The sequence below is a fragment of the Paraglaciecola sp. genome (genome assembly GCF_030730205.1).
GTDB lineage: Bacteria > Pseudomonadota > Gammaproteobacteria > Enterobacterales > Alteromonadaceae > Paraglaciecola.
In genome coordinates, this window is record NZ_JANQVQ010000319.1 from 1 (window position 1) to 7,373 (window position 7,373).

At 42.7% G+C, this 7,373-nt stretch carries 7 protein-coding genes; 6 read left to right on the top strand and 1 reads right to left on the bottom strand.

Features of this window, described 5'->3' with window-relative positions; all coding sequences use genetic code 11:
* The first annotated feature begins 141 nt into the window (after positions 1-141).
* Positions 142-558 carry a hypothetical protein gene (locus NWQ57_RS21210; protein WP_306024187.1) on the top strand — a complete coding sequence of 139 codons (417 nt, stop codon included), beginning with the start codon at positions 142-144 and terminating at the stop codon, positions 556-558.
* A 47-nt stretch (positions 559-605) separates the two neighbouring features.
* Here NWQ57_RS21210 and NWQ57_RS21215 read toward each other — a convergent pair whose 3' ends face one another.
* A complete protein-coding gene (locus NWQ57_RS21215; protein ID WP_306024193.1) occupies positions 606-1,124 on the bottom strand; it encodes a DUF2062 domain-containing protein in 519 nt (172 codons plus the stop codon).
* A gap of 46 nt (positions 1,125-1,170) precedes the next feature.
* On the opposite strand from NWQ57_RS21215, the gene NWQ57_RS21220 reads away from it, so the two are divergent.
* From NWQ57_RS21220 to kdsB, 5 genes are all read left to right on the top strand, one after another.
* On the top strand, positions 1,171-3,456 hold the full coding sequence (locus tag NWQ57_RS21220; RefSeq protein ID WP_306024188.1) for a DNA internalization-related competence protein ComEC/Rec2: 2,286 nt from the start codon (positions 1,171-1,173) through the stop codon (positions 3,454-3,456).
* Between the two features lie 201 nt (positions 3,457-3,657).
* A complete protein-coding gene (msbA, locus tag NWQ57_RS21225; RefSeq protein ID WP_306024189.1) occupies positions 3,658-5,418 on the top strand; it encodes a lipid A export permease/ATP-binding protein MsbA in 1,761 nt (586 codons plus the stop codon).
* Between the two features lie 8 nt (positions 5,419-5,426).
* Entirely contained in the window at positions 5,427-6,419 is a 993-nt protein-coding gene (gene lpxK, locus NWQ57_RS21230; RefSeq protein ID WP_306024190.1) for a tetraacyldisaccharide 4'-kinase, read from the top strand.
* Between the two features lie 23 nt (positions 6,420-6,442).
* On the top strand, positions 6,443-6,640 hold the full coding sequence (locus NWQ57_RS21235; protein WP_306024191.1) for a Trm112 family protein: 198 nt from the start codon (positions 6,443-6,445) through the stop codon (positions 6,638-6,640).
* Between the two features lie 47 nt (positions 6,641-6,687).
* A partial coding sequence (gene kdsB / locus NWQ57_RS21240) for a 3-deoxy-manno-octulosonate cytidylyltransferase (RefSeq protein ID WP_306024192.1) occupies positions 6,688-7,373 on the top strand: 686 nt, incomplete at its 3' end.

Sequence of the window (7,373 nt, forward strand, 5' to 3'; positions counted from 1 at the left end):
CCTTCATGTCCAAAAACTTAGTAATATTGGGTGTTTAATACGTCCTACTTAACTCACTTACAATCAGTTCCTCCAAATTCAATTCAGCTTTCAATATTTTACTATATACTCAATTTTAACTTCTCTAACGCATTGCAGAATATGAAAGGACAAGTCAAGGTATTTACAAAGGGGCAAATCATCGTCTCGCACGTTAAGGGGCAGTGGTCCTTGCAAACCGCTTTACGAAACGAAGAAGAGATGCGTCGTGCTGTACTCGCCCTTAAACCTGGCACTACACATGCTCATATGATTTTTTTTGATGAGTGGGAATTACACACGCCTGAGGCCACCCCGGTCATAGAAAGAACGTTTAAATGGTGCGCGGGTAAGGGTATGACGCATGCCGCTGAAATCTTAGAGCATGATGCCTTAAAGGAGTTTGTTTTGCAGCAAACAATACATGAGAAGAAAGGACATGTGCAGATACAACGTTTCTCTAATGAGGCCGATGCGTTGTCGTGGTTAATTAGTGCAGGTTTCGCTTGCCAGTCAACTAGTTTACTTAAGCTTATTTAATCTTAGGAGTAAGCTTGATCCTAGACACGTCTAAATAAACATTAACATTATTTTTGACGTTGCTGGATTCTTAAACGCCACGCTTTAATGACAGACCAACGCCAGATGTAATTCAGGCTAAAGTACCCTAACAAACCAAAAAATACAGAACAAATAGCACAGCCTAATAAAAATGCTGGGCCGATTGTTTCTACGCTTTCAAGTACCCATTGCCAACTTAATTGAAAAGAGAATTGTTGCTCTGGCGCACCTAACACCTTTACGCCTACCAAATATGCGCCATAGAAAATAGGGGGCATGGTAAACGGATTGGTCAACCACACAGTTGCAACAGCTAAGGGTAAATTCACTCTGAGGGGAATCGCTACCGCCGCTGCTAACCACATTTGAAAGGGGACAGGCCAAAAAGCAAAAAATAACCCAATGCCAAACGCTCCGGCCGCCGAGCGACGATTTAGATGCCATAAATTTGGATCATGCAACAAGGTCCCAAAAACCAATAAAACTTTATGTTGTTTCACGGTGTGTGGATTGGGCAAGAAGCGCTTAATAAACTTTTTCAGGATAATTCTCTATACTTACTTTCTGATGGAATTATTATTTCAACATACTATGGATAGTAAACTTTTTATTTTTATTTCAGCCAGTATAACATCGCTGTACTGGACTAATTTACCCAGTGTTTCTGTCACACTTAGTCTGTTCTGTTTAGCAGCATGCGGTTTAGTGTTTAATAAAACTCGAACCTATGCTTTTGCTCTTATCGGCATTTCGTGGATGGCGAGTGTAGGCCATTGGCAATACTCTTTGCAACTCCCTTTGACACAAATCCGACAAGCTGTTTGGGTTGAAGGGCGGGTCTTGTCAATAAATCATCAAGTCGTGAACCCTAGATTTAATTTAAGTATTGACAAAATTGCAGAAAATTCACTTCTGATACCCCGTGTAGTGCGTCTTTCTTGGAACAATGCACCTTGGCACATACAGCAGGGGCAGCATGTATATTTGTTGGTCAAACTAAAGCCTCCACATGGCTTAGCGAATGAAGCGGGCTTTAATTACCAGCAGTGGTTGTTCAGCGAAAACATAAGTGCAACTGGATATGTCAAAACCGATAGGGGCAATACATTATTGTTGGCCGAAACAAGTTTACGCCAGCGTGCCTTAAATCAACTCATTGCGCTAAACCTGAAACATGAGGCATGGATAGCAGCGTTAACTTTGGGCTACCGGGGACTGCTAGAAACAGATGATTGGAGCTTAGTGCAATCAACCGGTATTGCACACCTCATTGCCATTTCAGGTTTGCATTTAGCCCTTGTTGCGAGCATGAGTTATTTTATTCTGGCGTGGGGACTGGGCTTAATAGTCAGTCGCTTTTATCAACTTCACTGTATTAATCTTCACAAAGTGGCATTGGTCGGTACTGTCCTAACGACTTATGCGTATTCAGCGTTGGCAGGTTTTGGTTTACCTACCTTAAGAGCATGGCTTAGTTTGTTGTTATTAGCGTGTATTTTTTTGTGTAATCTTAATTTGAGCCTTCGTCGAGTAGTTTTGCTCAGTATCTCCGGTTTTGTTTTTCTCTTCCCCTTAAGTCTGTTTGGTCTGAGTTTCTGGTTAAGTTTTTCAGCGGTGTTGATTATTCTCTTTATTTTTTGGTGTTGGCCTCATCAATCTCAGGGATTTAATGTAGTTTCTAGTCTCAAGGTGATGATAAAAATTCAGTTGGCACTGAGTGTATTGATGTTACCGATTATCGCGTGGCAGTTTGCTTATATTTCCTGGCTTTCTCCGGTTATTAATTTGTTGGCCGTACCTTTAGTAACCTTAGTCCTTGTTCCTTTATGTTTGCTGGCAGTTATATTTTTAGCCCTATGGCCACCTTTTGCCCATGTTATTTTCAATTGGGTAGATGCCTTGCTTAGCGTAGCTTTGCACTATTTACAGCAAACTCAGTCCTTGAGCTGGGCGGTTTGGTCGTTACCCGCAATACCAATGTCAGTTTGGTTGCTATTTTTAACCGCTATTGTCTGTTTTATGTTGCCCAATATCGGTAAAATTAAAGGGTTTTGTTTGGTGCTATTTCTGCCTATTTTGAGTTACGCTTTCACATCACATAACACCGATTGGCAAATCGATATTCTCGATGTAGGGCATGGCTCAGCGGTAGTAATATCGAAACAGGGCAGGGCTGTTATGTATGACGTGGGCGCTGCTTATCCAAGCGGTTTTAACATGGCTGAGAGCGTTATATTACCTTTGTTGAAAGCGCGGGGGATCGCTCAATTAGACAAGGTAATTATTAGCCACTGGGATAATGACCACAGTGGCAGCTTACAAGTGTTAAAGAATAAGATAAGCGTAGCTCACATCCTTACTACCGATACCACTTGTCGCTTGGGTCAGGTTATGCAATGGCAAGGCTTGAGTTTCACTGTGTTGTGGCCAGACAATCCCACCTTACATAATGACAATAATAGTTCTTGTGTTATTCACTTAAGTGATGGGCAGCATAGCATTTTATTAGCCGGGGATATTGATGCAAGTATTGAGAAGCGTTTAGTTGAAAAATGGGGGGACAAGCTTAGAAGCGATATCTTGTTGGCGCCGCATCATGGCAGTAATACCTCTTCATCCGCGCCTTTTATTCATTATGTTTCACCGCAGTACGTGGTTTTTACTCAGGGATTTATGAATCGCTGGTCGTTTCCTCGGCCGGAGGTATTGCGCCGCTACAATGATTCATCGGCCACTTTGTATAGCAGCTCTGAAGTAGGTCAAGTCAGCTTTATCGTTCCTTATAAACATAAGGAACCCATTGTTGTTCGCACATATCGGCAAGACATTTATCCATTTTGGTATGCTAACTTTCCAAAAGCGCGTACCGAGCCATAGTGCCAATGCACGCGATTCAAATAGTGTTTAATCTTAAAAAGCAATTTTGCTTTTGTATATCTCTTTAAGCTTGAGTAAAAAGTGCCATATTTAAACGTTTAATGCTCACTTGAGATAAAAGATCCCTTTGAAAGTTGGGGATTTTTCTTCAAACAGTTACACTAGCGCGGTAATTTATAAATTTTAGAAAGCCCATACTGCATGACTGTTGAAACACCCATTGTCACAAAAGATCCAGAAAGGATCTTTTCTCGATTTAAACAATATTTGAAACCCTATAAATTAGCGTTTTTAGTGGCCATAATCGGCATGATTGGTTATTCGGCCATCGATGTGTACGTTATCTCGCGCCTTAAACCCGTTATTGATGACAGTCTTGGCAATGGCAATTACGAATATTTGCGTATCGCAGCGTATTTGATTGTACCCATTTTTATTCTACGGGGAATTTTCAACTTTCTTGGCACCTATACCGTGGCGTGGATCGGTAGCAATATCGTGAAAACCATGCGCCAAACTTTGTTTTCGCAATACATCCATTTGCCAGTGGAATACCATGACAAAAACAGCACCGGTAGTTTAATTTCAAAAGTGATTTACGACACGGAGCAGGTGTCGAATGCTGCAGGTAAAGCCCTATTAACCCTAGTACAAGAGGGCGCACTGGTAATTGGTTTGCTCATTTCAATGTTTTATTACTCATGGCAGCTGTCGCTTATTTTTATTTTGATTGGTCCCGTGGTTGCGGTAGTTGTATCAGTCGTGAGCAAACGCTTTAGGGCCGTGAGTAAACGTATTCAACAAACCATGGGTTCACTCACTTCCTCAGTAGAACAAGCCTTGAAAGGGCATAAAGTGGTATTAATGTTTGGCGGACAAAACCTCGAAGACGAGCAGTTTAGTCAACGTAACAATCATAACCGCCAACAGAATATGAAGTTGGTCGTTGCCCGCATTTTAAGCGTGTCGTCTATTCAAGTTATCGCCTCTATTGCGCTTGCGTTTGTGCTGTATGTTGCCAGTTTCCCCCATTTGGTTGAGTCACTAACGCCCGGTATTTTTGTGAATGTGGTGGTGAATATGGTGATGTTGCTTAAGCCTCTGAAGCAATTAACCACGGTTAATAGCGAGTTTCAAAGGGGGATGGCGGCTTGCTCGAGTATATTTGAAGTAATGGATCAAGAAGTGGAACGCGACCGAGGCACTCACAAGGTAGAGCGTTCTCAAGGTAGTATTGAATTTAAAGACGTGACCTTTGCCTATTCAGGCAAAACAATTCCAGCACTAAAACAGGTTTCTTTTGCGGTAAAGCCAGGGCAAACCTGTGCGTTAGTGGGGCGCTCTGGCAGTGGAAAGTCCACCATTGCCAGTTTACTTACCCGTTTTTATAATCACCAGCAAGGAGAGATTTATTTAGACGGTATTAAACTAGCAGATATCCCGCTAAAAGATTTACGCCGTCAGTTTGCCTTGGTGTCTCAGCACGTGGTGTTATTCAATGACACCATCGCCAACAATATTGCTTATGGCGCAACAGGGCCTGTGGATCGCGACAAAATTTTGGCCGCCGCCAAAACCGCTCACGTTATGGAGTTTTTAACTCAGCTACCCGATGGTTTAGAAACGGTCGTGGGGGAGAACGGTTTTATGCTATCTGGTGGTCAACGTCAGCGTATCGCGATCGCTCGAGCGTTGTTTATCGATGCGCCCGTATTGATTCTTGATGAAGCAACTTCAGCGCTTGATACTGAATCAGAACGATTAATTCAAGATGCGTTGTACAAACTACAACAAAATCGCACCAGCATCGTTGTGGCACATAGACTGTCAACCATTGAAAATGCCGATCAGATTTTAGTCATCGAGAGTGGTGAAATTCTTGAGCAGGGCAATCATCTAGATTTATTAGCCCAACAAGGCATGTATGCACAATTACACAAGATGCAATTTGGTGACGAGTAACACCAGTGATGTTTAGTCTAACGCAACTTTGGTATGCACCGCGCTGGTATCATTGGCCAATTATTGTCTTATTGTTACCCTTGACCCTGCTCTTTGCCATACTCGCCAAATTAAGACGTTTGGCATTTCGGCTTGGCCTAAAAGTGTCCTCACGTGCTGAAGTACCCGTGATTATTGTGGGTAACATCAGTGTAGGTGGCAATGGTAAAACACCGATGGTGGTGTTTTTGGCGCAATTTTTGAGCGAACAAGGTTATCAACCTGGGGTTCTTACCCGTGGTTATGGCGGTAAAAGTTCACAGTATCCCAAGGCCGTTACTGAGCACAGCATCGTGACACAAGTGGGAGACGAGCCCATGTTAATGCGCCAGCATATTAGTTGTCCTTTGGTCGTGGATCCCGTTCGCACTCGCGGTGCTCAATTCTTAGTTAAAGAATGTAAGTGTGATGTCATTATTTGTGATGACGGCTTGCAGCATTATGCGCTGAAACGAGATATCGAAATTGTCGTAATAGACGGTAAACGTCGCTTAGGTAATGGTTTATTATTACCTGCAGGGCCACTGCGCGAGGGAGCATGGCGCTTACAACAGGCAGACTTCGTCGTTATCAATGGTAAAACGCAAGCACCAAGTGAATACGCTATGAGCCTAGAAGCAGGGGACCTAATTAACGTAAAAGATCCTCGTCTCAGTCGTAAAGTAACTAGCTTAGTCGGGCCCGTCACTGCATTGGCTGGCATTGGTCATCCTCAACGTTTCTTTGACCTATTGGCAAGCTATCCCCTAGAAATAAATAAGACCATAAGTTTTGTTGATCACCATCAATTTAGCGCGGATGATTTACCCAACGATGTGCTTATTATGACAGAAAAAGATGCGGTAAAATGTCGTGATTTTGCCCACCAAGATTGTTGGTATTTACCGGTAAAAGCGCAATTATCTGCGGCTTTTTCCAGTGAGATATTGGCAAAATTACGTACAATTAATGCTTCAAATTAACCCTAAATTAAAAAGAGAATATCATGGCTTTTGACAAAAAATTATTGGATGTATTAGCGTGTCCAGCTTGTAAAGGTAGTTTGGTCTACCAAGCCAACAATGCACAGCTTATCTGTAAATTTGATCGATTAATTTACCCTATTGTTGATAACATTCCGGTATTACTTGAGTCAGAGGCCAAGTCTGTCAGCAGTGAAGAACTTGAACAGTTATTGAAGTAGCACACATTTCTCAACCAAAAAAACTCTAAATTGAAAGTAGGACAAGCATGAACTTTAGCGTGATCATTCCAGCTCGATACGCATCTACCCGTTTTCCAGGTAAACCTCTGGTAGACATTAATGGCAAGCCTATGGTGCAACATGTCTACGAACGCGCCATTGAATCCGGTGCCAGCCGAGTGATTGTTGCTACCGATGATCTACGCATAGCTAAAGTTGTTAGCGATTTTGGCGGTCGGTATTGTATGACAGCTGCCCATCATGAATCGGGCACTGAGCGTCTGGCTGAAGTAATTGAAATGGAAGGCATGTTGTCGCATGAGGTCGTGGTTAACGTGCAAGGGGATGAGCCTTTTATTCCAGCGGTGAATATTCAGCAAGTCGCTGAAAACCTGCATCAACACCAACAAGCGGAAATGGCCACCTTGGCGGTTAAAATCACCGATGTTGAAGAAGCATTTAATCCAAATGTGGTGAAGGTGATTACCGATAAGCAGGGTTTCGCTTTATATTTTAGTCGTGCCACCATTCCTTATGACCGTTCCCGCTTTTTAGATGAAGACCTGATTGACGAAATCGGCGATTATTATCTGCGTCATATAGGCATCTACGCTTATCGGGCAGGGTTTATAAAACAATACGTCAGCATGTCTCCCTCTGGCTTAGAACAAATTGAATCCCTCGAACAGTTGCGAGTGCTATGGCACGGTGAGAAAATTCATGTGGATATTGC